At 64.7% G+C, this 23,482-nt stretch carries 19 protein-coding genes; 15 read left to right on the top strand and 4 right to left on the bottom strand.

Going from position 1 to position 23,482, the window contains the following annotated elements:
• Positions 1-21 precede the first annotated feature (21 nt).
• The 10 genes from cbiE (at position 22) to CR492_RS00565 (ending at position 9,975) form a co-directional block, all read left to right on the top strand.
• Positions 22-1,263, top strand: coding sequence for a precorrin-6y C5,15-methyltransferase (decarboxylating) subunit CbiE (gene cbiE / locus CR492_RS00610; protein ID WP_102841786.1), 1,242 nt, complete (start codon positions 22-24; stop codon positions 1,261-1,263).
• Positions 1,260-1,643 (top strand): cobalamin biosynthesis protein, encoded by a 384-nt coding sequence (locus CR492_RS00605; RefSeq protein WP_102842298.1) that lies wholly within the window; start codon positions 1,260-1,262, stop codon positions 1,641-1,643. Before cbiE ends, CR492_RS00605 begins: the two co-directional genes overlap by 4 nt.
• Before the next feature lie 10 nt (positions 1,644-1,653).
• Complete coding sequence (gene cobM / locus CR492_RS00600; RefSeq protein WP_102841785.1) at positions 1,654-2,415, top strand: precorrin-4 C(11)-methyltransferase; 762 nt, start codon at positions 1,654-1,656, stop codon at positions 2,413-2,415.
• The gene (locus CR492_RS00595; RefSeq protein WP_102841784.1) at positions 2,412-3,752 is read left to right on the top strand and encodes a cobyrinate a,c-diamide synthase; all 1,341 of its coding nucleotides are present in this window, start codon (positions 2,412-2,414) and stop codon (positions 3,750-3,752) included. The genes cobM and CR492_RS00595 overlap by 4 nt, the downstream gene beginning before the upstream one ends.
• Before the next feature lie 381 nt (positions 3,753-4,133).
• Positions 4,134-4,748 carry a GNAT family N-acetyltransferase gene (locus CR492_RS00590; RefSeq protein WP_180982377.1) on the top strand — a complete coding sequence of 205 codons (615 nt, stop codon included), beginning with the start codon at positions 4,134-4,136 and terminating at the stop codon, positions 4,746-4,748.
• A 159-nt stretch (positions 4,749-4,907) separates the two neighbouring features.
• Positions 4,908-6,278, top strand: a complete 1,371-nt coding sequence (locus CR492_RS00585; protein ID WP_102841782.1) for an ABC1 kinase family protein — start codon at positions 4,908-4,910, stop codon at positions 6,276-6,278.
• A 123-nt stretch (positions 6,279-6,401) separates the two neighbouring features.
• Positions 6,402-6,551 (top strand): aa3-type cytochrome c oxidase subunit IV, encoded by a 150-nt coding sequence (locus CR492_RS00580; RefSeq protein WP_102841781.1) that lies wholly within the window; start codon positions 6,402-6,404, stop codon positions 6,549-6,551.
• Between the two features lie 78 nt (positions 6,552-6,629).
• Positions 6,630-8,024: a Re/Si-specific NAD(P)(+) transhydrogenase subunit alpha gene (locus CR492_RS00575; RefSeq protein WP_102841780.1), complete on the top strand. Its 1,395-nt coding sequence runs from the start codon at positions 6,630-6,632 to the stop codon at positions 8,022-8,024.
• A 106-nt stretch (positions 8,025-8,130) separates the two neighbouring features.
• The gene (locus CR492_RS00570) at positions 8,131-8,568 is read left to right on the top strand and encodes an NAD(P) transhydrogenase subunit alpha (protein ID WP_102841779.1); all 438 of its coding nucleotides are present in this window, start codon (positions 8,131-8,133) and stop codon (positions 8,566-8,568) included.
• Between the two features lie 3 nt (positions 8,569-8,571).
• Positions 8,572-9,975, top strand: a complete 1,404-nt coding sequence (locus tag CR492_RS00565; RefSeq protein ID WP_102841778.1) for an NAD(P)(+) transhydrogenase (Re/Si-specific) subunit beta — start codon at positions 8,572-8,574, stop codon at positions 9,973-9,975.
• Positions 9,976-10,105: 130 nt separating this feature from the next.
• Here the strand turns inward: CR492_RS00565 and hisN are convergent, their stop codons facing one another.
• Together hisN and CR492_RS20330 are read right to left on the bottom strand one after the other, a co-directional pair.
• The gene (gene hisN, locus CR492_RS00560; RefSeq protein WP_102842297.1) at positions 10,106-10,903 is read right to left on the bottom strand and encodes a histidinol-phosphatase; all 798 of its coding nucleotides are present in this window, start codon (positions 10,901-10,903) and stop codon (positions 10,106-10,108) included.
• Between the two features lie 193 nt (positions 10,904-11,096).
• The gene (locus tag CR492_RS20330; protein ID WP_146030124.1) at positions 11,097-11,471 is read right to left on the bottom strand and encodes a hypothetical protein; all 375 of its coding nucleotides are present in this window, start codon (positions 11,469-11,471) and stop codon (positions 11,097-11,099) included.
• Positions 11,472-12,180: 709 nt separating this feature from the next.
• Here CR492_RS20330 and CR492_RS00555 point away from each other — a divergent pair.
• The 4 genes from CR492_RS00555 (at position 12,181) to CR492_RS00540 (ending at position 18,221) form a co-directional block, all read left to right on the top strand.
• On the top strand, positions 12,181-13,110 hold the full coding sequence (locus CR492_RS00555) for a DMT family transporter (RefSeq protein WP_102841777.1): 930 nt from the start codon (positions 12,181-12,183) through the stop codon (positions 13,108-13,110).
• A 289-nt stretch (positions 13,111-13,399) separates the two neighbouring features.
• Entirely contained in the window at positions 13,400-13,711 is a 312-nt protein-coding gene (locus CR492_RS00550; RefSeq protein WP_180982376.1) for a septal ring lytic transglycosylase RlpA family protein, read from the top strand.
• A 437-nt stretch (positions 13,712-14,148) separates the two neighbouring features.
• On the top strand, positions 14,149-17,568 hold the full coding sequence (locus CR492_RS00545; protein ID WP_102841776.1) for a helicase-related protein: 3,420 nt from the start codon (positions 14,149-14,151) through the stop codon (positions 17,566-17,568).
• Between the two features lie 83 nt (positions 17,569-17,651).
• On the top strand, positions 17,652-18,221 hold the full coding sequence (locus tag CR492_RS00540; protein ID WP_146030123.1) for a hypothetical protein: 570 nt from the start codon (positions 17,652-17,654) through the stop codon (positions 18,219-18,221).
• A 75-nt stretch (positions 18,222-18,296) separates the two neighbouring features.
• Here CR492_RS00540 and CR492_RS00535 read toward each other — a convergent pair whose 3' ends face one another.
• A complete protein-coding gene (locus tag CR492_RS00535; RefSeq protein WP_102841774.1) occupies positions 18,297-20,945 on the bottom strand; it encodes an MMPL family transporter in 2,649 nt (882 codons plus the stop codon).
• Positions 20,946-21,680: 735 nt separating this feature from the next.
• Here CR492_RS00535 and hpnH point away from each other — a divergent pair.
• Positions 21,681-22,829: an adenosyl-hopene transferase HpnH gene (gene hpnH / locus CR492_RS00525; RefSeq protein WP_102841772.1), complete on the top strand. Its 1,149-nt coding sequence runs from the start codon at positions 21,681-21,683 to the stop codon at positions 22,827-22,829.
• Here the strand turns inward: hpnH and CR492_RS00520 are convergent.
• Positions 22,719-23,480: a phosphorylase gene (locus CR492_RS00520; protein ID WP_102841771.1), complete on the bottom strand. Its 762-nt coding sequence runs from the start codon at positions 23,478-23,480 to the stop codon at positions 22,719-22,721. The genes hpnH and CR492_RS00520 overlap by 111 nt on opposite strands.
• Positions 23,481-23,482: the final 2 nt, after the last annotated feature.

Here is a 23,482-nt window from a genome sequence, read left to right as displayed (position 1 = left end):
AAATTCGGGCTTTCCTGCGCCATGACCGCCGCGTCGGACCCAGCCGCCCCCTGGCTCGCTCTCATCGGCATCGGCGAAGACGGCGCCCACGGCCTCATCCCTGCCGCGCGGGAAAAACTGGCGCAAGCCTCATTTGTGATCGGCGGCGCGCGCCATCTGAAACTGGCCGGCTCGTTCGAGGCGCAAACCATGGTCTGGCCTTCGCCGATCGAGGCGGCGCTGCCGGAGATTTTGCGGCGGCGCGGCGAAAAACTCTGCGTGCTGGCCTCGGGCGACCCTTTTTTCTATGGCGTCGGCGCGCTGCTTTCGGCGCATATCCCGCACGGCGAGATGATCTGCCTCCCGGCGCCATCCTCTTTCAGCCTCGCCGCCGCACGCCTCGCCTGGAGCCTGCAGGATTGCGCGCTGCTCTCCCTGCATGGCCGCGATTTCGAGCGCATCATCCCGGCGCTCCAGCCAAGCGCAAAAATCCTCTGCCTCTCCTGGGACGGGGCGACGCCGGCGAAAATCGCCGCGCTTTTGCGTGAGAGGGGTCTTGGACGCTCCATGATCCATGTGCTGGAAGCGCTCGGCGGCCCGCGTGAAAAAATCCGCGCCGTCGAGGCAGATCAATTTGATCTTGCCGACATAGATCCCCTCAATCTCGTCGCAGTCGAGATCACTTCAGCGCCGCGCGAAAATTTTGTCCCTATATCGAGCGGACTCGACGATTCGCTGTTTGAGCATGACGGCCAATTGACCAAGCGCGAAATCCGTGCGGCGAGCCTGTCGGCGCTGGCGCCAAGGCGCGGCGATCTCCTATGGGACGTCGGCGCCGGCTCCGGCTCCGTGGCGATCGAATGGCTGCGCCTTGATCCGGTCAATCGCGCCATCGCAATCGAAGCCCGCGCGGAGCGCGCGGCGCGGATCGGCCGCAACGCCAGAAATCTCGGCGCGCCGCAGATCAAAATCGTCGAAGGAAAGGCGCCGGCGGCCTTTGCCGGACTGCCGCGGCCGCAGGCGATCTTTGTCGGCGGCGGCTCCAGCGATCCGGATCTCCTCGATCAAGCTTTCGCCGCGCTGGAGCCTGGCGGACGCTTCGTCGTCAACGCCGTCACGCTCGAAGCCGAAGCCGAACTTTTGGCGCGCTTTCAGGCGATCGGCGGCGAACTGACGCGGCTGAGTGTAACGCGTGCCGAAAAACTCGGCGGCTTTTTCGGCTGGCGGCTGGCGATGCCTGTGACGCAATGGTCCGTCACGAAAGCCGGGCGGGCGGCGACATGACGCTCGCCATCGGCGTCGGCTGCAGAAAGAATTGCCCCGGCGGGGCGATCGAGACGCTGATCCGTCGCGCGATCCTGCGCGCGGGATGCGCGGAAGCGCCCGCGGCCATCTATGCTCACGCCGCCAAGAATGGCGAACCCGGCCTTTTTATCGCGGCGGAGAGGCTTGGCCTGCCTCTCGTGTTTCTTCCGCCGCAGCTTTTGCAGGAGGCCTCGCCTCGCGCAGAAACCCGCTCCGTGAAAGTCGAGGCGCTGTTCGGACTGCCGTCGCTCGCCGAAACGGCGGCGCTCGCCGGGGCGGGCGCCGGTTCGCGACTTGTGCTCGCCCGCATCAGCGCGGCGGGCGCAAGCTGCGCCATCGCCAGCACCGACCCACAATGAGCGCCGCGCCGTGACCGTGCATTTCATCGGCGCCGGACCGGGCGCGCCGGACCTCATCACCGTGCGGGGCCGCAATCTCATCGCGCGCTGTCCGGTCTGCCTGTTCGCCGGCTCGCTCGTGCCGCGCGCGATCCTCGCCTATTGCCCGGACGGCGCGCGGATGATCGACACGGCGGAGCTCGATCTCGATCAGATCATCGAGGAATTCCTGCGCGCGCAGGGGCGCGGCGAGGATGTCGCGCGGCTGCATTCGGGCGATCTCTCGATCTGGAGCGCGATGGGCGAGCAGCTTCGCCGCCTCGACGAACTCGAAATTCCTTACACGATCACGCCCGGCGTGCCGGCTTTCGCCGCCGCCGCAGCCGCGCTTCAATGCGAACTCACCCTGCCGGAAGTCGCGCAATCGCTGGTTCTGACGCGAACCCCGGGACGCGCGTCCTCGATGCCGGAGCGCGAGACGCTGAAAGCCTTCGCGGCGACCGGAGCGACGCTCGCCGTGCATCTGTCAATCCATGCGATCGAACGGGTTTGCGCCGAACTGACGCCCTTCTATGGCCCCGATTGCCCCGCCGCCGTCGTCTATCGCGCCTCCTGGCCGGATGAGCGCGTCTTGCGCGCAACGCTGTCAGCGATGCCGCAAGCGGTCGCCGCGGCGCCGATGGAGCGGACGGCGCTGATCCTCGTCGGGCCAGCGCTGGAGGCGCGCGATTTTCGCGACAGTGCGCTTTATAATCGCGATTACCGGCGCCGTTTTCGCGGCGGCCCGTCATGAACGCGCATGGTGCCGTTCCCGGCCTGATGATCGCCGCGCCGCGCTCGGGGAGCGGCAAAACGCTGCTGACTCTCGGCCTGATGCGGGCGCTGAGGAACAAGGGACTCGCCGTCGGCGCCGCCAAATGCGGGCCGGATTACATCGACCCTGCCTTCCATGCCGCCGCGACGGGGCGGATCAGCGTCAACCTCGATAGCTGGGCGATGGCGCCGGAGCTTTTGCGCGGGCTGGCGAACATGGCGGCGGAGAACGGAAATGGCGCCGCCGACCTCGTGCTGTGCGAGGGCTCCATGGGGCTGTTCGATGGCGTTCGGGGCGCGCCCGGACGCACCGGATCGTCGGCCGACGTCGCCGCCGCGCTTGGCTGGCCGATCCTGCTGTGTGTCGATGTGAGCGGACAGGCGCAATCGGCCGCAGCCATCGTCAAAGGCTGCGCGGTCTACGATTCGCGCATAAGAGTCGCGGGCGCGATCCTGAACCGGGTCGCGAGCGAGCGGCACCGGCGCCTCGCCGCCGACGCGATCGAGGCGTTGGGCGTTCCCGTCCTCGGCGCGCTGCCGCGCGACAAAAAAATCGAGCTGCCCGAACGCCATCTCGGCCTCGTGCAAGCTCAGGAGATCGCAGGGCTGGAGACGCTGCTTGAAGAGATCGCCGGCTTTGTCGCGGGCAATTGCGCCCTCAATGAAATCGTCGCGCTGGCGCGCGCGGACGGCGCGGGCGCGTTAACCAAGATCGCCGCTCTACCGCCGCCGGCGCAGCGGATCGCGGTCGCGCGCGACGCCGCTTTCTCCTTTCTCTATCCGCATATTCTGGAAGGCTGGCGCGCGCTTGGCGCCGAGATCATCTTTTTCTCCCCGCTCGCAAATGAGCCTCCGCCGCCCGACAGCGATCTTTGCTGGCTGCCCGGCGGCTACCCGGAACTTCATGCGGGACAACTCGCCGCGGCGGAGCAATTCATGGCGGGGCTGCGAGGCTTCGCGCAAACGAAGCCGATCCATGGCGAATGCGGCGGCTACATGGTTTTGGGCGAGGCTCTCATCGACGCAAAGGGAGAAAGCCACGCAATGGCCGGGCTTCTGGCGCCGGGCTTCAGCTTCGCCAAACGGTCGCTGCATCTCGGCTATCGCGAGGCGAGGCTGGCCGCGTCCCATCCGCTCGGCAGGGCGGGCGCGCGGCTGCGCGGGCACGAATTTCATTACGCCACCATGCAAACGCAGGCCGGCGAGGACCCGCCCTTCGCCCATGTGATCGACGCGCATGGCGGATCCGAGCGCGGGGAAGGATCCCGCCGGGCCCATGTCAGCGGCAGCTTTTTCCATCTTATCGCCGCGGCCTAACGAAACATTAACCAACTCGGCGCGACTGCGACGTTCCGCCGCTTTTTTACGTCGAATCAAGAGGGTGGCGCGCACAGCCGCCTTTCGATCGATGTCCGTTCCGGCAAATGCTGCACTTGCGAAGTAGGCTGCGCGAGGGCATATTTGCCGAGACCAGAGAAGGCCGCCCGATCCAATCGACGCTGAGTCGAGCGCGGGCCGGAATGAGGACGCGACGAAAGTCGTGAATCCAGCTTGGGGGCGCCCATGCCGGATACCGTGACGCCTTCCGGGTCCAGAGCACATCAGGCCAATGCGCTGAAGACGCTGCTTGATGCCGCAAGATGCGCCTGTCGCACCTTGCGGTTTGGAATCAGACAGGTCAAATCGAGGCCCAACTCCATGAATATGCCGATCAGACAGTCAGAGCGCCAGCACATCATCAGGCTCCCAGACGGCGAACGCTTCCAGTTGCGCTATGTCCGGCCAGACGACAAAGCGCGTCTGGAGGAGATGTTTTCGCACGCCTCGCCTGAGGACATCCGCTTCCGGCTGCTCGGCGCCGTGCGCGGCTTTGCCGCTCACATGGCGGAACGGTTCGCCCATCTTGACCCCGAGAGAGACGCGGCCATCGTCGCGACCAGTCTGCCGGACGCGGGGCCCGAGGAGATCTACGGGATCGTTCATATCGGCCAGGACACGCCGCAATCCGACACCGCAGAATATGACGTCATGGTGCGCTCCGACTTCAAGGCGCACGGCCTCGGCTATCGGCTGATGACGGAAATTCTGCAATGCGCGCGCCGCCGCGGCCTTCGCGCCGTGACCGGATATATCTCCCCGGACAACGGGAAAATGCTGATCATGGCCGAGGAGCTCGGCTTCGTCGCGCGCCGAGGCGAGGGCAATGTCGTCGAGGTGCGGCTGGACTTCGCTGAATTCGACAAAAGGCTCGAGGAAGGGCTCGCCAGCGGCCAGCCGACCGCTACCGAGCTCGCGCGCGCGCCGGAGCGTTGAGCCTTGCGCGCATTGACAGCCGCATAAGCGATAGCCCCTAGATCGCGATGAGTTTGGGTTGGATCAATCCAAACTCATGAACGCGATCGAATCGCGTGGTTTGGAGCGTAACGTCCGTCGCGCTCCGACCGACGCGAAAAAGATCCGCAAGGGGCGCGTATGAAGGATCAGGAAGCCAATCGCTTTTCCGCCAGAGCCGCGCGCTATGCAAGGGTCGGCGCGAATGTCGGCGGGGTCGCGGCGCGGATCGCGGGCGCCAGACTGACCGGATCACGCACGGGCGACGCCTCGAACGCCGCCGCATTGGCGCAGGCGCTCGGCGGCCTCAAGGGGCCAATGATGAAAGTCGCCCAGATGATGGCGACCATCCCGGATCTCCTGCCGCAAGAATACGCCGACGAATTGCAAAAGCTGCAGGCCGATGCGCCGCCGATGGGCGCCGCCTTCGTCAAGCGGCGGATGCAGGCCGAACTCGGCCCCGACTTTGCGTCCAGATTCAAAAGCTTCGATCTTAAGCCCGCGGCCGCCGCCTCACTCGGCCAGGTGCATCGCGCGATAGCGCTCGATGGCGCCGTGCTGGCCTGCAAGCTGCAATATCCGGATATGAACTCGGCCGTCGAAGCCGATCTCAGCCAGCTCGCAATCCTGTTCGCCCTGCACCGCCGGCTCAATCCGGTCATCGACACGCGCGAGATCACGCAGGAGATCAGCGAGCGCGTGCGCGAAGAGCTGGATTATCAGCGCGAGGCGCGCCATGCCGCGCTTTATCGCGATATCCTCGGCGACTTCGCCGATATCCGCGTTCCGGCGATTCGCCCCGAATTGTCGACGGCGCGGCTCCTGACGATGGACTGGCTCGAGGGTGGCAGGCTGCTTGATTTCAAATCGGCGGATGAGGCCGCGCGGGCGCGCATTTCGAGCGCCATGTTCAAGGCGTGGTGGATTCCATTCAACCGGTTTGGCGTCATCCATGGCGATCCGCATCTTGGCAATTACACGGTCTTCGGCGGCGGCGACGGAAGCGGCGAGGCGGCCGGCATCAATTTGCTGGATTATGGCTGCGTGCGGATCTTCAAGCCCGGCTTCGTTCAGGGCGTGGTCGATCTCTACGAGGGCCTGTTGCATGATGATTTCGCCCGGACCTTTCACGCCTATGAGATCTGGGGCTTTCAGGGCCTGACGCGCGATCTCGCCGAAATCCTCAACATCTGGGCGAAATTCATCTACGGTCCGCTGCTCGACGACCGGGTGCGCACCATCGCCGACGGCGTCTCACCCGGCAGCTACGGGCGCAAGGAAGCGTTTCGCGTGCATCAGGCGCTGAAGCAGAAAGGCCCGGTGCGGGTGCCGCGCGAATTCGTCTTCATGGACCGCGCCGCGATCGGCCTTGGCGGCGCCTTTCTCCATCTTGGGGCGCGCCTGAACTTCTATCGCCTGTTCAATGAAGCGATCGGCGACTTTTCCGTCGAGGCGCTGTGCGCGCGCCAGAGCGCGGCGCTCATGACGGCCGGCTTGCAGCCGCCGCAATGACCCGTCGCCACTCCAAAAGTCGATAGAGCTATCGGCGTTCACGCGCCGCAAAAAGGCTTTTGTTCTCTTGCGCGGCGGTCTATTCATTGCCAAAGCTTCAGAACCGTCAATCGGAGGAACGCCATGGCGCACGATCTCGCCGACCCCGTCAGCCATCCTGATATGGACTATGCGGAGCACGTCCGAACCTACCGGCATTTCGTGAAATTCGCGCTCTATGGCACGATTGGCGTCGCCGGAATCGTGATTCTTCTCGCCTTGATCACCCTCTGACTTCACACGGCGCCGCAGAGCGCCGGGAACGCTGAACGCGCCCCCGCCCGGGGGCGCGATCTTCTATCGGAGAGCTAAATGCGCATAGCGGTTCAAGCCGAAACCGACCCTCACGAAAGCCGCGTCGCGGCGACTCCCGAGACCGTAAAGACATTCATCGGCCTCGGCGCAGAGGTCGCGGTCGAGACCGGCGCGGGCCGGGGATCGGCCATCGCCGACGACGCCTTTGCCGCAGCCGGGGCGACGCTCGCGCCGACCGCCGCCGCCGCCGCCGCGGGGGCCGACGTCGTGCTGCGGGTGCGCCGCCCCAAAGCCGCCGAACTCGCGGGCGTGAAGCCCGGCGCCATCGTCCTCGCCGTCCTCGACCCTTATGAAAACGTCGCCGCGCTGCAATCGCTTGCCGGCGCCGGCGTCAGCGCCTTTGCGATGGAGCTCATTCCCCGCATCACGCGCGCGCAGTCGATGGATGTGCTGTCGAGCCAGGCCAATCTCGCCGGCTATCGCGCCGTCATCGACGCCGCCGCATCCTACGACCGCGCCATCCCGATGATGACGACGGCTGCGGGTTCGATTCAGCCGGCCCGGATCTTCGTCATGGGCGTCGGTGTCGCCGGACTGCAGGCGATCGCGACGGCGCGCAGGATCGGCGGCCTCGTCACCGCAACGGACGTCCGGCCAGCCACCAAAGAGCAGGTTCTGTCGCTCGGCGCGAAATTCATCGCCGTCGAGGATGAAGAATTCGCCGCCGCCGAGACGGCGGCCGGCTACGCCAAGCCGATGTCGCCCGAATATCAGGCGAAACAGGCCGAGCTCACCGCCTCTCATATCGCCAAGCAGGACATCGTCATCACCACCGCGCTGATTCCGGGCCGCAAGGCGCCGGTCCTGATCACGGCGGACATGGTCGCCTCGATGCAGCGGGGGTCGATCATCATCGACCTTGCCGTCGAGCGCGGCGGCAATTGCGAATTGTCGCGGCCAGGCGAGACGGTGATCAGCGAAAATGGCGTCAAGATTATCGGCAATCTCAACGTGCCCGGACGCGTCGCAGCCTCCGCCTCGGCGCTCTATGCGCGCAACCTCGTCAATTTCCTGAAGCCCCTGATCGACAAGGAGACACATGAGCTCGCGATCGATTGGGACGACGAAATCGTCAAGGCCACGCTACTGACGCGGGACGGCGCGCTGCCGCATCCGAATTTTCAGGCCCCGGCGCCAGAATCCACGACCGAAGCCGCGGTTGAACCTCAGCCTGAGGCCGGGGCCGGGGCGCAAGCTCAGGCGCCTGAGAGCGCCGCGGACGCCGTGGCCGAAGCGCCCGCCCTGGTCGAAGCGGAACCTGGCGCAGAGATCGCGCCTCCGCCCGCGGCTGGCGACGAGCAGCCTCAACCCACGGCCGAAGGGCCGGAGCCCGCGGCAAAGCCGCGCCAAAGATCGAAGTCAGGCAGGGGATCGGCCCAGGGCAAGCCCTGATCTTTCAAGCCGCACGGCGGCCGAAGGCGCCCGGAAGCGAGCGCTCACAACGCCGATCCGCGACCAACGGTCCGGCCGCCCCACAAAAATTCCGAGGGAGAGAGTGATGGCGAACGAAATCGACCCAGTGGCGCTGCAACATCTTCATGATGCGGTGACCGCGGCAAAGCAGGCCGCGCAAAACGCCGAAACCTACGCCGACCAGCTCGCCGGAAGCGGCCACGCGCTGAGTGGCGGGGTGATTGATCCGATCATCTTCCGTCTTGCGATTTTCGCGCTCGCCGTCGTCGTCGGCTATTACGTGGTCTGGTCTGTCAAGCCCGCGCTGCATACGCCGCTGATGTCGGTCACCAATGCGATTTCATCGGTCATCGTCGTCGGCGCGCTCTTGTCCGCCTCCGTCGGCGTTGGCGCGCATGGCGATCCGGGCGCCGTCGCGGCGAAGATTTTCGGCTTTATCGCCCTCGTGCTCGCCTCGGTGAATATTTTCGGCGGCTTCCTCGTCACCGAGCGCATGCTCGCGATGTATAAAAAGAAGGGCTGACCGATGAACGCCAATATCGCGGCCGTCCTCTACCTCGTCTCGGGACTCCTGTTTATTTTCGCGTTGCGCGGCCTGTCGTCGCCGGAAACCTCGCGGCGCGGCAATCGCGCCGGCATGATCGGCATGGCGATCGCGATCATCACGACGCTGTTCTATCAGCCCCCCGCCGGCGGCGTCTCCTTTCTGATCATCTTCGCCGGCATTGCGATCGGCGGCGGCATCGGCGCCTGGCGGGCGCGCACGATCCAGATGACGGCGATGCCGCAGCTCGTCGCGCTGTTTCACGCGCTCGTCGGCCTCGCCGCCGTGCTGGTCGCGGCGGCCGCCCTGCATGCGCCGCGCGCCTTCGGGCTCGGATCGCCGATCCACACGAGCAGCCTCGTCGAAATGTCCCTCGGCGCCGCCATCGGCGCCCTGACTTTCACCGGTTCGGTGATCGCGTTCCTGAAGCTTGACGGCCGCATGTCGGGCAAGCCGATCATGCTGCCGCACCGGCATCTGATCAATATCGCGCTCGGCGTACTGCTGCTCTTGTTCGTCATCGCCTTTTCGACAACCGCCAATCACATCGTGTTCTGGGCGATCGCGGTCGTGTCCTTCGCGCTCGGCGTGCTGCTGATCGTGCCGATCGGCGGGGCGGACATGCCCGTCGTCATTTCGATGCTGAACTCCTATTCCGGCTGGGCGGCGGTCGGCATCGGCTTTACGCTCAGCAATCTCGCTTTGATCATCACCGGCGCGCTCGTCGGCTCCTCCGGCGCGATCCTGTCCTACATCATGTGCAAGGGCATGAACCGCTCCTTCATCTCCGTCATTCTTGGCGGGTTCGGCGGCGAGGTGGCGGCGCCCGCCCCGGGAGCAGGCGGCCATGTGGAAGACCGTCCGGTCAAGCAGGGCACGCCCGAAGAAGCGGCGAAACTGCTCAAGGCGGCCAAGCTCGTCATCATCGTGCCGGGTTATGGCATGGCGGTGGCGCAGGCCCAGCACGCCCTGCGCGAAATGGCCGATCAGATCAAAAAGGCCGGCGGCGAAGTCAAATATGCGATCCACCCGGTCGCCGGGCGCATGCCGGGCCACATGAATGTTCTGCTCGCCGAGGCCAATGTTCCTTACGACGAAGTGTTCGAGCTCGAGGAGATCAACGACGACTTCAAGAAAGCCGACGTCGCCTTCGTCATCGGCGCCAATGACGTCACCAACCCGGCCGCCAAGACCGATCCGAAATCGCCGATCTACGGCATGCCGGTGCTCGACGTCGAGGACGCCAAGACGGTGCTGTTCATCAAGCGCGGCATGGGATCTGGCTATGCAGGCGTCGAGAACGAGCTGTTTTTCAGGCCGAATACGACGATGCTGTTCGGCGACGCCAAGAAGGTTGTCGAATCGGTGCTTCGCGCCATGGAATAGACGCGCCGCCTCGACCGTTCCATCAAGGGCCGCGTCCGGCAGGGCGCGGCCCTTTGCTTTGGAGCATGTCCCGTTCGGATGGAATCATCTGGACGACGAGGACATGCTCCAACTTATTGATGTGGAGCGCTCAGTCCTGCAGCAGCTTTAACGCCCTGACATGCAGCTGGGCGCAGCCGCTCGCGACGATGTCGCCGCCCTGAACGGCGCTTCCTCCGGCCCAATCGGTGACGACGCCGCCAGCCCCCTCGATGATCGGAATGAGCGGCGCGATATCGTAAGTCTTGAGACCCGATTCGATCACGCAATCGACATGGCCGGCGGCAAGCATGGCGAAAGCGTAGCAATCACCGCCATAACGCGACAATCTGACCAACGCCTCAACGCGGCGGAATGCGGCGAGCTTGTCTTCCGCGTAGAGCAGCGGCGAGGTGGTGAGCAGCGTCGCCTCCGTGAAATTGTCGCAAAGGCGCGTCGTCAGCTTGCGCTCGACCAGCTCGCCGGCCTGCCCCGGGCCGCGCCAAATCGCGCCGACGCCGTCGCCGATGAAGCGCTCTCGCGTGAAAGGCTGAACGAGCACGCCATAGGTCGGAGCGCCGTTATGCAGGAGGCCGATGAGGCTGCCCCAGGTCGGAAGCCCGGCGATGAAGCTTTTCGTGCCGTCGATCGGATCAAGAACCCAGACAAATTCCGCATCGCTGCGGATCGATCCGAATTCCTCGCCGATAATGCCGTGATTTGGGAAAGTCGTCATGATCAGGCGCCGCATGGCCGCTTCGGCGGCATGGTCAGCTTCCGTCACCGGATCGAAGGCTCCGCCGACATTCTTGTCGGTGGCTCCGAGCGCGGTGCGGAAAAACGGCAGGATCGTCTCGCAGGCGATCTCGGAGAGACGTTCAACGAACGCGGCAAAATCCACAGCTGTCATCATCAGGCTTTCTTATCGAATCGCGTTATCGGCAAAATCATAGATTGCCGTGCGGATCATACGCTGAAAGCCGAATCTGAACGGAAGATCGTAAGGGCGCGCAAGCGAAAGGGGCTGTCACTTTTGGCGGCGAAAATCAGCAGGGCCGTCGCTGGAGTCGCAACGCGCAAAAAACGCCAATTAATACAAGGAGCTAAAACAAGTTGACGCACCCGTCAGAAAATAGGTCAGCGGCACTTGCTTTTTGTGCGTCGCACGTGCATATTATTGCGGTGCGACAACGCTTGTTGTCGCCGATGCCCTCCTTGGGCGTTTCCTCCCTAGACTTGGGCCGCTTGCGGAAATCGCGAGCGGCCTCTTTATTTTGGCGGGCCATCCAGAATGCCCGGCTTATCCGGCTGGCTGAAACCAGCGCGGCGCCCGCCATTCCGTCGCGGTCGGCATGTTTCCGACTCTTGCTTTTTGTGCGCTGCACGCGTACATTTATCGCAGTGCGACAACGCTTGTTGTCGCCGATGCCCTCCTTGGGCGTTTCCTCCCTAGACTTGGGCCGCTTGCGGAAACGCAAGCGGCCTCTTTAGTCTAAGCGATGTTTTTTTGCTTCCATGAGGCCTGCGGGATGCGCGTTTTCCGCGTCGTCTTTCAGGCTCGTTTGAAACGCTGCGTCGAGGCGGCGCTCCGGTCGGAATAATGAGAGGCCGAAAAGCCACGGCCTCATAAGTCGTCCAGACAACCAGACCAAGGCGCTGAGCCCGATCAAAACCAAAATGGCGGCCCTCCGATCGGATAGCTCGGCAACCTATTGGTCGAATTCCCTGGATCTCGTTTGACCGCGCCTTGCAGCTTTTTTGCTTTTCTTGCGCTTCCCTAAAGGAGCCGCGACAATGGGCTTGTCGCAATACTCTTTCGGGCGTCCCCCCTAGACTTGGACCGCTTCTGGCAATGCCGTCGGCTCTTTATTGTTTGCCGGCGCCCCCTGTTTTTCTTCACTACGTGGGTTCGCGCCTGCTCATTTCGAAAGGCGACGCAAAGGATATTCCCTCCAGCGCCGTATCCCCTTCCGTATTTCTTACGCTAATGCATTTTTTCGTGAATGAAAAGACTTGCTGCGACAAATCGACCATTTTTTCCCGGATGCAACCCGAGGCTGTCGCCGGCGCCGTCGATAGCTGCCAATAGCCTGAATTGATTGAAGCTTCGTCCCCATCGTCGCGACGGCCGCAAAGGCCGGAACCGCCACGGGACAGCCACCCCCTCTACTTTGGTCGTGATCCCTCATGAATTTTTCCTGGATCTGGATTCCCGCGACGCTGATCGCGGCCGCGGCGCAGACCGCGCGCAATGCGACCCAGCGAGAGCTCGTCGACGCGGCAGGCCCGGCCGGCGCCGCCTTTGTCCGGTTTCTCTACGGCGCGCCCTTCGCGGCGCTGTTTTTGTTTATTCTTTGCGGCATATCGGGGTATGCGCCAAATCCGCTGACGCTCAAGGGCGCGGCATGGATTGCGGCCGCGGCGGTGGCGCAGATCGCGGCGACCGGCCTGATGCTGGCGGCGATGCGCCGCCGGTCTTTCTTCGCGACAATCGCCCTGACGAAGACTGAACCGCTTCAGATCGCGGCCTTCGGCCTCGCCTTTCTCGGCGAAAGGCCAAGCGTTTCGACCGCGACGGCGATTTTGCTGTCAACCGCAGGCGTCGCTATTCTTTCGCTGCCGCCGGGATTCTTCAAACACGGCTCATCGGGTCGCCCCGTGGGGTTAAGCGGAACCGCCGATCGACGCGCAGTCGTCCTCGGACTTGCGTCGGCGTCCTGCTTCGCGCTTTCGGCGATCGGCTTTCGCGCCGGCATTCTTGAATTCAATGGCCCGACATTCATCATCGCCGCCGTCGCCGCGCTTGCGGCCGCCCTTTCCTTCCAGGCTCTGCTCATTTTGGTGCTGCTGCTTCTGTTCGATCGCCCGCTGCTTCGCACGATAAGCTCTCAATGGCGCCCATCGCTCTTTGCCGGATTTATCGGCGCTTTCGCCTCGCTGTTCTGGTTTCTCGCCTTCGCGGTTCAGTCGGCCGCGCCCGTGCGCACGCTCGGCCTCGTCGAAGTCGTTTTCGCCCGCGTCGTCTCCCGGTGGATTTTCCGAGAAGCCGCCTCAAAGGCGGAGCTTTTGGGCGCCGGCCTGATTGTCTGCGGCGTCGCGCTCCTCCTCAACGGCTGAACCGCCGTCCCTTCCGCGCCGTGTCTTTGCCGCGGATTTGGGCGCGGCGAAGGCCGGGGCCGCCTTCTGCCAGTCCAAAGACCAACTCTGCTCTCTACCTCGCTAAATCAGTTGCGGTGACTGCCACAAAGATGCGGGGAGCGTAAAACATAGATCGTTTATTAAGGCGCTAATGTAAACATAACAAGTAGTATATAAAATACATCGCCATTTTTTGATCACATACTCTGGCCATAAGCCGCGCCCGTTCGTCAATGAACGGTATCAACGGATTTATGGAGTTGTGATATTGAGGAAAGTCATCATCATCGCTGCCGCATTGCTTCCCTTGTCCGCCGCAGCGCAAGCGCAAATCTGGACAGGTAAAGCGTCCTATTATCGCGGTCGTGGCCATATGACTTGCGCTCATCGCTCCTTGCCTTTCGGCACCCAGGTGCGCGTCACCAATCTCTCCAACAAGCGATCCGTTCTGCTTGTCGTCAACGATCGCGGACCATTCATCGCCGGCCGCATCGTCGACGTCTCGACCGGCGCAGCCGACGCGCTCGGCTTCCGCCATCAGGGCGTCGCCAGAGTAGCGCTCGAAACCATCGTAAATTGACAGGCCAGACCGCTTGACAGCGTGACGAAGCCGAGTCCGCGCGAAATCGCCGACAGCGCGGCGAAAATCGCCGGGCCGGCCTTGCGAAAACAGCCCAAATAACCAAATCCAGTATGACCTCAACGCGCGCTGTCATCATATAGCCGGGAACAAAGCGGGATTTCGCCGCGGCGCCGATTCGGGCGCGATTCGTTCCACTCCCGTTCGAAGCGTAAACAATGGTGCGCCTGCCGGCGCCATTATGGTACAGGAGGAGCGATGGACCTCGGCCTCCAGCCTCCTCGCTTGAACATCCTGTCGCGGCGGCTTGGCCAAGCGCTTGGCCGGGAGAGCGACATGCCGGGTCTTCGGACCGAAGGAACTCAACCTTTCGGCGTCCGTTCGAGGTGTCAGGCGCGACAGGTCCGGCGCTCCATCGGCGCAGGCGGCGATTAACCATGAATGTCACCTTTCCTGCCGGAGCCTCGCGCCGGGCCGCGTCAACGAACGGCGTCAGCGCCGTTCTCGGGCCTACCAACACCGGCAAGACGCATTACGCGATCGAGCGCATGCTCGCCCATCCAAGCGGCATGATCGGTCTGCCGCTGCGCCTGCTCGCGCGCGAAGTTTATAATCGCGTCGTCGAAAAAATTGGTCCCGGCGCGGTCGCCCTCATCACCGGCGAGGAGAAAATCAAGCCGAAGGGCGCGCGCTATTTTGTCTCCACCGTCGAGGCGATGCCGCGCGACCTCGATCTCGACTTCGTCGCCGTCGACGAAATCCAGCTCGCCGCCGATCTCGATCGCGGCCATGTCTTTACCGACCGGCTGCTGCATCATCGCGGCCGCTCCGAGACCCTGCTGATCGGGGCCGCCACGATGCAGCGTCTGGTGCATGAGCTCCTGCCCGGCGTCAGAATCCTCGATCGTCCGCGGCTGTCGAAACTGAGCTTTGCCGGCGAGCGCAAGATGACGCGCCTGCCGCGACGCAGCGCCATTGTCGCCTTTTCCGCCGAGGACGTTTACGCCATCGCCGAATGGATCCGCCGCCAGCGTGGCGGGGCGGCCGTCGTGCTTGGCGCGCTTTCGCCGCGCACCCGCAACGCCCAGGTCGACATGTTCCAGAACGGCGACGTCGATTATATCGTCGCGACCGACGCCGTCGGCATGGGGCTGAACCTTGACGTCGAGCACATCGCCTTCGCTTCGGACCGCAAATTCGACGGCTGGCAGTTTCGCCGCCTGACCCCGGCGGAGTTCGGCCAGATCGCCGGCCGCGCCGGACGGCACATGCGCGACGGGACCTTCGGCACCACGGGACGCTGCCCGCCTTTCGACGAAGATCTCGTCGAGGCGCTGGAGGCGCATCGCTTCGACAGCGTCAGAATGCTGCAATGGCGCAACGCCAGCCTCGATTTTTCCTCGATCCGCAGCCTTGCCGCCTCGCTCGACGTGCTGCCGAACGCGCCTGGATTGACGCGCGCGCCGCTCGCCGAGGACCAGATGGTGCTCGACATCGCCTCCCGCGAGGAAAAAATCATGCGTGAGGCGGCGACGAAAGCTGATGTCGCCCGCCTGTGGGACTGTTGCCAGATCCCGGATTATCGTAAGCTGTCGCCAGCGGCGCATGCGGAGCTTGTTCTTTCGGTCTATGGGTTCGTGGTGCGCGCAGGGCGGATTCCCGACGATTGGTTCGCCCGCCACATCAGAGCTCTGGACCGGGTCGACGGCGATCTCGACGCTTTGTCCGCACGGATCGCACAGGTCCGCACCTGGACCTTTATCGCCAACCGATCCGACTGGCTGCTTGATCCTGACCATTGGCAGGGGGTCGCGCGTCAGGTAGAGGACACCTTGTCGGACGCTTTGCACGCCCGTCTCGCCCAGCGGTTCGTCGACCGAAGGACGAGCGTGCTGATGCGCCGCCTCAGAGAGAACGCCATGTTGGAAGCGGAAGTCACGAATAGCGGCGATGTGATCGTCGAGGGCCAGCACGTCGGCCAGCTCAACGGCTTTCGCTTCACGCCCGACCCGCAAGCGGTCGGGGAAGCCGCCAAGGCGCTCAACGCCGCGGCGCAGAAAGCGCTCGCGAGCGAGATCGAAGGGCGCGCCACCCGCGTCCATGAGGCCGTCGATGAGGCGTTCGTCCTCGCCAATGACGGCATGATCCGCTGGCTCGGCGAACCGGTCGCGAAGATCTCCGCCGGCCCGCATGTCCTTGAGCCGACGCTGCGCATTCTGGCCGACGAGCAACTTACCGGACCCGCGCTCGAGAATGTCCAGCGGCGGCTTGACCTCTGGCTGGCGCAGCACGTCAAGAAGCTGCTCGGCCCGCTCGTCGATCTCGAAAAAAGCGAGGGGCTTGAGGGGCTTGCGCGGGGCGTCGCGTTTCAGATCGCTGAATCGCTCGGCGTCCTTGACCGCGCCAAGGTCGCCGAGGACGTCAAGGCGCTGCCGCAGGAGGCGCGCGGCGCGCTGCGGAAATTCGGCGTTCGCTTCGGCGCCTATCATCTTTATCTGCCGGGCCTCGTCAAACCGGCGCCCCGCGCCCTCGCCGCCCAGCTCTGGGCTTTGACCAATGGCGGCGTCGAGGAAATCAAGGGCATCGACGACGTTCCGCACCTCGCCGCCTCCGGCCGCACCTCCTTCGTCGCGGACAAGGACGTTCCCAAGGGATTTTACCGGGCCGCGGGATTTCGCGTCTGCGGCGAGCGCGCCGTGCGCGTCGACATCCTCGAGCGTCTCGCCGATCTGATTCGGCCGGCGATCGCCTATCGCCCGGGCGCCACGGCGGGCGATCCGCCGGCCGGCGCCGCCGACGGCGACAGTTTCATCGTCACGGTCGGGATGACCTCCCTTGCGGGATGCTCCGGCGAAAGCTTCGCCTCCATCCTGCGCTCGCTCGGCTATGTGGTCGAACGGCGGGCCGGACCGGCGATCACCGTTCCTCTTGTGCCAAAGGCGGCGACCGAGCCGCTTGCGCCGCCGCCGGCCGAGGCTGCGCCTTCGGCCGAGATGGAAGGAACGATCGAGGCCGACCATGGCGCCCTTGAGTCGGCCGAACCGCATGAGGACGCCGCCGGCGTTGATTCGGCCGAGACGGAGACCGCAGCGGCCGAGCCTGGAAGCGGCGAGACGATATTTCAGGATGACGTTGCCGCAGTGATTGCGTCGGAGCCGGACGCGCCTGTCCCCGAGGCCGGACCGGACGCTGCGCCGGACCTCGAGGCCGTCGCCGAGGCGGAGCCTGTCGCCGCGCCGGAGCCGTTCGCTGAAGCGCCGGCCGACGACGAGAACGCCGCTCCGGCCGCCGCCGAGGCTCCGGAGCTGACCTCGGAGCTCGCGCCCGATGCGGCCGGGACCGAGGCGGGGCAAGCGGAGCCAGAGCCCGTCCTGATCGAAGTCTGGCGTCCCCACCGGCAGCATTTCCACGCGCGCAGGCCCGAGGCCCGCGCGGCCAAGCGGCCGGAGCGCCGCCGCGCCGCTCCGCACGGCGAAACGCCCGAACTGGCGGCGCCCGCGCCCGAACCCGGAGCCGCCGAGGTCCGCGCCAATCATTCGAGGCCGCGCAACAGCCGTGGCGGCGCCAATCAGGATCATGGCGCGAGGGAGCGCCAGGGCGGCGCGCCGTCCGGCGCTCAAACGGGCGCCCCCGGAAAGCCGGGCCAAAGACAGGGACGTCCAAACGACCGCGACCGGCACGAGAGGCAGGGCGCGGGGAGCAGCCGGCCGCAGGACAATGACCGCCGGCCCCAGCGCGGCTCCTTTGCCACACCGCAGAAGAAATCCTACGATCGGCCGCCAGATCCCAATTCTCCCTTCGCAAAGCTGCTTGTGCTGAAAGCCAGCATGGAGGAAAAAAACAAGCAGGATAGCTGAAGCCTGCGCCCGCTCTCATGATGAGCGTGCGACGATGGTCGCCGCGCGCGGAATGGACGGCAGCCGGGAATGAGGCCAATCACATGCGTATGATCCTGCGGCGGGCGCCGCTCGCTATCTGCGCCGCCCTTTGCGCCGGCTTTCCCGTCGTCAGCATGGCGCAGACCGCCATTACGCGTAACGGCGGCATCGCCGGCACGGCCATCAACGCCAATGCGACCGCCGGAGCGACAAGCTCCACAGGAACGTCGACTTCGATTACGACATCGTCCGCGACGGCCTTCGGCGGCGCGCGCGCGGCGGCGGTTATCTCCGGCACCGGCCATATCGGCGCCGGCACGAGCGGGACTGGCCTCGGGCTGGGCAATGCCGTCGGCGGCATTCGCGATAATGCAGCCAAAGCCGGGACCGGCGGCCTGCAGGATCACGACACGCAGGGCGGCCTGACCGGCGGCGTTACGGCCGCGGGCCTTGGCCTGAACGCCCAGACCGGAGGGCTGAAGGACGCCAGCCAGGGCATCAGCACAGGAGGCATCTCCGGCTCGGCCATCGGCGCGGGCACGGGCGGCCTCAAGGACCTGAATACCCTCGGCGCCTCCACCGGCGGAACCAGCGAAGGCAATAACGCGCCGAGATTCCGGGTCGTCCAGTAGGGCATGACGCCGATATTCCGGCCGATCAGATTGAGTGAGATCTGATCGGAATTTGCACGAGGATCGGCGGCGCCGTCAGTCGTCCTCGCCGGTATCGGCCACCTTGCGCGGCGGCCCCATCAGCGCCGGCTGGAACAGGATCGCCGCCGCCAGCGTGCAGACCAGCGAGAGCGCCAGCAGCTTGCCCATGCTCGAAGTGCCGGGATGTTTCGACAGCCACAGGCTGCCGAACGCCGTCGCCGTCGTCATGGCGCTGAAGAACACCGCCCGCGTCAGGCTCGACTGCAGGAGATTGGTTGTGCCGGCGCGCCACGCCATCACAAAATAGATCTTGAACGCGACGCCGAGGCCAAGCAGCAGGGGCAGCGCGATAATATTGGCGAAATTCAGCGGCAGGCCGATCAGCACGGTGATTTCGAGCGTCAGCGCGCCGGCGAGCAGCAGCGGAACGAGAGTCAGCAGCACGTCGCTGAACCGCCGCAGCACGATCCAGAGTAGGATGCTGATCGAGAGGAGCGCCCAGGCGCCGGCTTCGATGAAAGCCCGCACGACGGTTTTGCCCGATTCCTGAATTGCGATCGGCTCGCCCGTGGCCTCGGGATCGATTTGCTGCACGGCGGCGGTGAAGCGGGTTAGCGTCGCATTGTCATTGCCGTCGCCCTTCGGCGATACGGCGATGCGCGCGCGCCCGTCCGCGGCGACCCAATCGCTCTTGAGATCGGCGGGGATCGAATCGATCGTCGTTTTCTGCGCCGAAAGCGAATCGCGCAAAAGGGAGAGCATCGTGCCGAGGCCGGGCAGCAGCGCCTTGCGCGCCGTCTCCCGCGTCGCCGGCGGGGCCGCCGCCATCTTGCGCAACAACTCGCCAAGGCGACGCGCGTCATCGGCGCCCTTGCCCTTGGAGTCGCCAGCGGTCGCCTCAAAGGCGTCCGCCGCCTTCAGCATCGCGGCGACATCCTCGGCGTCGGTCGGCGGCTGGCGCGCGCGCGTCGGATCGAGGATCGGCGCGAAAGCCACAGCAGCTTTTTCAATCAGCGGAAGCTTCTGGTCCTGATCGACCGGCACGAAGCTTTCGATCGTCACCACCTGCGCGACTTCCGGCAGAGCGCTCAATCGTGCCGCAAGCCCGCGCGAAGCTTCGATCGAGGGCGCGAGCACGTCGATCGTATTGGTGTCGGTCGCCGGATCCTTCATGAGATCGAGCAAGGTCGACACCGATTCGACGTTCGGGCTGCGCAGATTGATCGGATTGAAGTCGAAGCGCAGATGCGCGAGCAACGGCGTTCCGGCGAGGGCGACCGCGAGCGTGCCGATCACCACCGCGTGGCGGTGACGCGACAGAAATTCATCGGCAGGCGCAAGGAAGAGATAGCCGACGCCCTCCTCTTCGGCCGGCGGCTTGAACACCGCCAGCAGAGCCGGCAGCACGGTGATCGAGGCGAAAAAGGCGATAAACATGCCGGTGCCAGCGATCAGCCCAAGCTCGGACACGCCGCGATAGTCGGTCGGCAGGAAGGAATAAAAGCCGGCCGCCGTCGCCGCAGCGGCGAGCGCGAGCGGACGACCGACCTTCGCCGCGGCCTGATTGAGGGCTAGGTCGAAATCGCCGACCTTGTGGCGTTCGGCGCGATAGCGCACGCTGTACTGGATGCCGAAATCGACGCCTATGCCGACAAAAAGAACGGCGAAGGCGACGGAAATCAGATTGAGCGCGCCGACCATCCAAAGGCCCACCGCCGCCGTCGCGAACAGGCCGACGATGACGCTGACCGTCACCGCAAGGACGATGCTCGGCGACCGGAGGGCCCGCCAGATGATGAAAAGCACGATCAGCCCGGTGATCGCTCCATTCAGCCCCGCGCCGTCCTCGACGGTGGCAAATTCCTCATCGGCGAGCGGCACGAGACCGGTCAGCCGCAACCGAAGGCCCGGCGTCGCCGCATAGCCCATCTCGGCCCAGGTCTGACGGATAAAATTGCTCGGCGCCGCGCCGGGCTGCAGCGCGGAATAATCCAGCACCGCCTTGACCTGGATGAAGCGCCGCAGTTCGCGAGGATCGGGCGCCTCGCCGGTTAAGAGGCCGCGCCAGGAAAAGAAAGTCGGACGATCCGCCAGCAGCGAGTCGAAGGCGTCGCCAAGCGCGACGAGGGGCCGGTCGAAGTCGTCATAGGTTCCGGCCTTGGTGCGCACGCCCCTGTTAATAAAGGAAAAGGCGTCGGTGACGCCGCGCAGGCTCTGATCGGACGCGAGAACGGAAAGGAAGGGCTGCGCCTTGAACAGGCCGTCGATGGTGTTTTTGACCTCGTCGACCGGCAGATAGAGGAGGCCATTCTTGTTGAAGAACGGCCCGCCGTCCGGGCGCAGCACAAAAGTGAAGAGATCGGGCTTGGTCCGCAGTTTCTCGGCGAGCCGCTGCGTCGCCTCCTCCGCGAGCTCCGGCGTCTTGCCGTCGATGACCACGACGATCTGATCGGCGCGCTGCGGAAACGCCTTGTCCATCGCGATAAGATTTTGCCGCCAGGGTAGTTTCGCGGAAATAAAATCGTTGGTGTTGGTGTTGATGTCGAAATGGGTCGCGGCATACCAGCCGGAAAAAACCGTGATCGCGGTCGCAAGGGCGAGCACGCCCCATTTGAAGCGCCGGCAAAAATCGACGATCGCGGTCACGATTCGCGAGATGATCGGTTCGGCCGTCGGCGCGCCGTGCGGAGGGGGTGAGATCATGCGGTCCTATCGCCAATCGAAAGTGCCACGCCGCAGCGGATCGGGCATGGGAGCGGATTTACGAGGGATATGGAAACTTCGAAGAAGATCAGAACGCTTCATCCCGGCGGGCCGGCGCGAGAGCATCCTCGGCGACCGGCTGGAGGTTGTCACTGTTATAGCTTGATCGCAAAAGAAAATGCGCCTCGCCCGGTTCTAAAGGCACATTGCGGCGGGCGCTAGGGCCGGATGATTTCGGACGAAATTGCCTTCCGATTCACTCTACGGCTTAAATTCGTTTTTTATCAACTACTTAAAGATAATCCTACCCGAAAGGCGGCTTCCGCATTTCGCTGTCGCGCTCCGCGCGCGATGCGATTTTATGAGCCGGTCCCGTTCGCCGCCCTAGCATCCGGCGCCTTTCCTGCTTTGCCGCAATTGCCACCGATGCGATTTTGCCCCGAGCGTTGCAATGATTCGCATTCAAATTTGAGCTGCGCGCCAAGCCATCGCCTGTTAAATTGGAGACGCTTTTCATATGATATCGTCTGGCAGCCCAAGCTTGGGGCGGGTTTCGCCCGGGATTCCCAGGAGCGCCATTTTGTGAATCGGCGCCGCAGGTCTAAATAGGCCGCCCGCGAAGCGAGGCGGGATGGACAGCGGTCAAATGATCGCCTTGGCGGCTCGATCGAGCCGCATTGTGATCGAGGACTTGGAGCGCCCGACGTCGCCGGGCCGCTTTATCAGGAGCACGCATTGGGAATTTCAGTCCTTCAGATGGCCCAGATCGGCGGCTACGTCGTCCGCCAGCGCATCGCCGGCCGCAAACGCTTTCCGCTGGTGCTGATGCTCGAGCCGCTGTTTCGGTGCAATCTCGCCTGCGCCGGCTGCGGCAAGATCGACTATCCCGACGAAATCCTGAACCAGCGCCTGCCCCTCGCCGACTGCCTCGGCGCCATCGACGAATGCGGCGCGCCCGTGGTCGTGATCGCTGGCGGCGAGCCGCTCTTGCATAAGGAGCTGCCGCAGATCGTCGAAGGCGCCATCGCCCGGCGCAAATTCGTGACCGTGTGCACCAATGCGCTGCTGCTTGAGAAGAATCTGCACAAATACAAGCCGAACCGCTACTTCAACTGGTCGATCCACCTCGATGGCGACAAGGAAATGCATGACCATTCGGTCTGCCAGACCGGGGTTTACGACCGCGCGCTGAAAGCGCTGAAGCTCGCCAAGGAGGCGGGATTTCGCGTCACCATCAATTGCACGCTGTTCAACAACGCCGAGCCCGCGCGCGTCGCCGCCTTCTTCGACGACGTCGCCGCGATTGGCATCGAGGGCATCACCGTCTCGCCAGGCTATGCCTATGAGCGCGCGCCTGACCAGCAGCATTTTCTCAACCGCGAGAAGACCAAGACGCTGTTTCGCGACATCTTTTCACGCGGCAAGGGCGGCAAGGCTTGGCCGTTCTTCCAGTCGACGCTTTTCCTCGACTTCCTAGCCGGCAACCGCACCTATCATTGCACGCCGTGGGGCAATCCGACCCGGACCGTGTTCGGCTGGCAGCGGCCCTGCTATCTCCTCGGCGAAGGCTATGTCTCGACCTTCAAGGAATTGATGGAGGGGACCGACTGGGACCGTTACGGCACCGGCAATTATGAAAAATGCGCCGACTGCATGGTCCATTGCGGCTTTGAGGCGACCGCCGTCGATGAGGCGTTCAAAAACCCGCTCGCGGCGCTAAAAGTCGCAATCGGCGGCATCCGGACGACGGGGCCGATGTCGCCCGACATCGCGCTAGACCGGCAGCGGCCCGCCGAGTTCGTCTTCAGCCGGCATGTTCAGCACAAGCTCGACGAAATCCGGGAGGGCAAAGCCGACGGCGAGCATCTTTCGGCCGCGGAGTAGGCTTTTGAACGCCGCCCGCGCGTCGCGGGCGGTGTGAACCAGATGCGGGATCTGCCGCGGATCGCGCGCGAGCGAACGCGTGAGCGCGCCGAGGGCGAGGCCGCCGTCGGGCCGCATGGCGACAAGCGCGGCATGCGGCAATTGCCGTTCCGCCGGATCGGCGACCGCCCGCACCGCTGCGAACGGAATGCCGAGCCTGCCCGCGACATCCGCGGCGATGTGGGATTCCATGTCGACGAGGTGGGCGCCCGTGCGCAGATGCAGGGCGCGCTTGGCCTCAATGCCCGCGACGGCCGCGTCGACCCCGGCAAAATCGGCCATCGCTGCGCCAAGCGCGGCCCGCAGCGCCAGCGACCAATCGGGATCTGCGTCGAAAAACGATCCATCCTCCGCGATGATCTTGCGTGCAACAAAGAGCGCGCCGCGTTGCAGCCCGGGCGCGAGGCCGCCGGCGACGCCGAAGCTGACGATCGCGCTCGCCTCCGGCGCCGCCGCCTCGATGTCCCGGCGAAGCCGCGCCCCGTCGCCACCCCCGGCGATGACATGGACGCCCTCGCCGGCGGCGATCTTCGCTTCGGCCTTGAGGCCCGTCACGGCGATGATCCGCCCCGGTCGTTGGCCCCGCCGCCCGTCGGCGCCTGATAAGGCCATGG

Source organism: Methylocella silvestris, assembly GCF_002891535.1.
In the GTDB taxonomy this organism is placed as follows: Bacteria; Pseudomonadota; Alphaproteobacteria; order Rhizobiales; family Beijerinckiaceae; genus Methylocapsa; species Methylocapsa silvestris_A.
Note: the sequence above shows the minus strand (reverse complement) of the source record. Positions and strands in the feature narration are given on the sequence as shown.

Coding starts and splice junctions, on each gene's coding strand:
- cbiE (WP_102841786.1), top strand. CDS start 22: ATGACCGCCGCGTCGGACCCAGCCGCCCCCTGGCTCGCTCTCATCGGC.
- CR492_RS00605 (WP_102842298.1), top strand. CDS start 1,260: ATGACGCTCGCCATCGGCGTCGGCTGCAGAAAGAATTGCCCCGGCGGG.
- CR492_RS00595 (WP_102841784.1), top strand. CDS start 2,412: ATGAACGCGCATGGTGCCGTTCCCGGCCTGATGATCGCCGCGCCGCGC.
- CR492_RS00590 (WP_180982377.1), top strand. CDS start 4,134: ATGAATATGCCGATCAGACAGTCAGAGCGCCAGCACATCATCAGGCTC.
- CR492_RS00585 (WP_102841782.1), top strand. CDS start 4,908: ATGAAGGATCAGGAAGCCAATCGCTTTTCCGCCAGAGCCGCGCGCTAT.
- CR492_RS00580 (WP_102841781.1), top strand. CDS start 6,402: ATGGCGCACGATCTCGCCGACCCCGTCAGCCATCCTGATATGGACTAT.
- CR492_RS00575 (WP_102841780.1), top strand. CDS start 6,630: ATGCGCATAGCGGTTCAAGCCGAAACCGACCCTCACGAAAGCCGCGTC.
- CR492_RS00570 (WP_102841779.1), top strand. CDS start 8,131: ATGGCGAACGAAATCGACCCAGTGGCGCTGCAACATCTTCATGATGCG.
- CR492_RS00565 (WP_102841778.1), top strand. CDS start 8,572: ATGAACGCCAATATCGCGGCCGTCCTCTACCTCGTCTCGGGACTCCTG.
- hisN (WP_102842297.1), bottom strand. CDS start 10,903: ATGACAGCTGTGGATTTTGCCGCGTTCGTTGAACGTCTCTCCGAGATC.
- CR492_RS00555 (WP_102841777.1), top strand. CDS start 12,181: ATGAATTTTTCCTGGATCTGGATTCCCGCGACGCTGATCGCGGCCGCG.
- CR492_RS00545 (WP_102841776.1), top strand. CDS start 14,149: ATGAATGTCACCTTTCCTGCCGGAGCCTCGCGCCGGGCCGCGTCAACG.
- CR492_RS00540 (WP_146030123.1), top strand. CDS start 17,652: ATGCGTATGATCCTGCGGCGGGCGCCGCTCGCTATCTGCGCCGCCCTT.
- CR492_RS00535 (WP_102841774.1), bottom strand. CDS start 20,945: ATGATCTCACCCCCTCCGCACGGCGCGCCGACGGCCGAACCGATCATC.
- CR492_RS00520 (WP_102841771.1), bottom strand. CDS start 23,480: ATGGCCTTATCAGGCGCCGACGGGCGGCGGGGCCAACGACCGGGGCGG.